This is a genomic window from Myxococcus sp. CA023, assembly GCF_010998615.1.
Classification (GTDB): Bacteria; Myxococcota; Myxococcia; order Myxococcales; family Myxococcaceae; genus Myxococcus.
This window is the reverse complement of record NZ_JAAEAH010000186.1, coordinates 1-672: the sequence shown is the minus strand read 5'-3', so window position 1 is coordinate 672 and position 672 is coordinate 1. Positions and strand designations below refer to the sequence as shown.

Annotated in this window: 1 tRNA gene; it reads left to right on the top strand. The window is 55.2% G+C overall.

The features are described from left to right. Positions 1-244: 244 nt before the first annotated feature. Positions 245-321, top strand: a tRNA-Ile gene (locus F8M74_RS37195). Positions 322-672: the final 351 nt, after the last annotated feature.

Below are 672 nucleotides of genomic sequence, written 5' to 3'. Positions count from 1 at the left end.
GTAGGGGAACCTGCGGCTGGATCACCTCCTTTCTAAGGAGACCGGGCATCGGACAGCGTCTTCGGACGCAGTAGGCGATGCCAGCGACTTTCGAGTCGCGTCAGGTCAACCAGGTCAACGTTTCCGAATAACAATCTAGCGACTTACTCTGGGCTTGCTGTTTGGTTTTGAAGGACTGAGTCCATGCGACTTGGCTCTTTGAGAATGAAGGACGCTGTAGGGTTTGCCGACGCGGTAGCCCGCTGGGCCTATAGCTCAGCTGGCTAGAGCGCGCGCCTGATAAGCGCGAGGTCGGTGGTTCAAGTCCACCTAGGCCCACCATTTCCCTCTTAACGAGGAGGAAAGCGGTGACGCGCACCCTAGCAGCTCCACGCAAGTTTTCTCTGAAGTATAGAGAAGCGTTCTTTGACAAGTGCATACGAAGGGTAAGTTCAATTTCTGCTGAGAGAAGTTCTCGCAGAAGCCCTGACGAAAGTACCCAGCCGACGCCGTGAGGCGAAGGCGAGGGGAAGGAAGTCAGGTGCTTTTAATCAAGCGTAAGTAACAAGAAGTCTTCCAGGCTTGCTGCGAAGAGCAGGAGTCTGGGCCTTGGTTTCGAGTTTCGACAATCCGCCGGGAGGCGGGCGTGAAACAAGAGATTAGGGCAAGTAAGCTACTAAGGGCGTGCGGTGG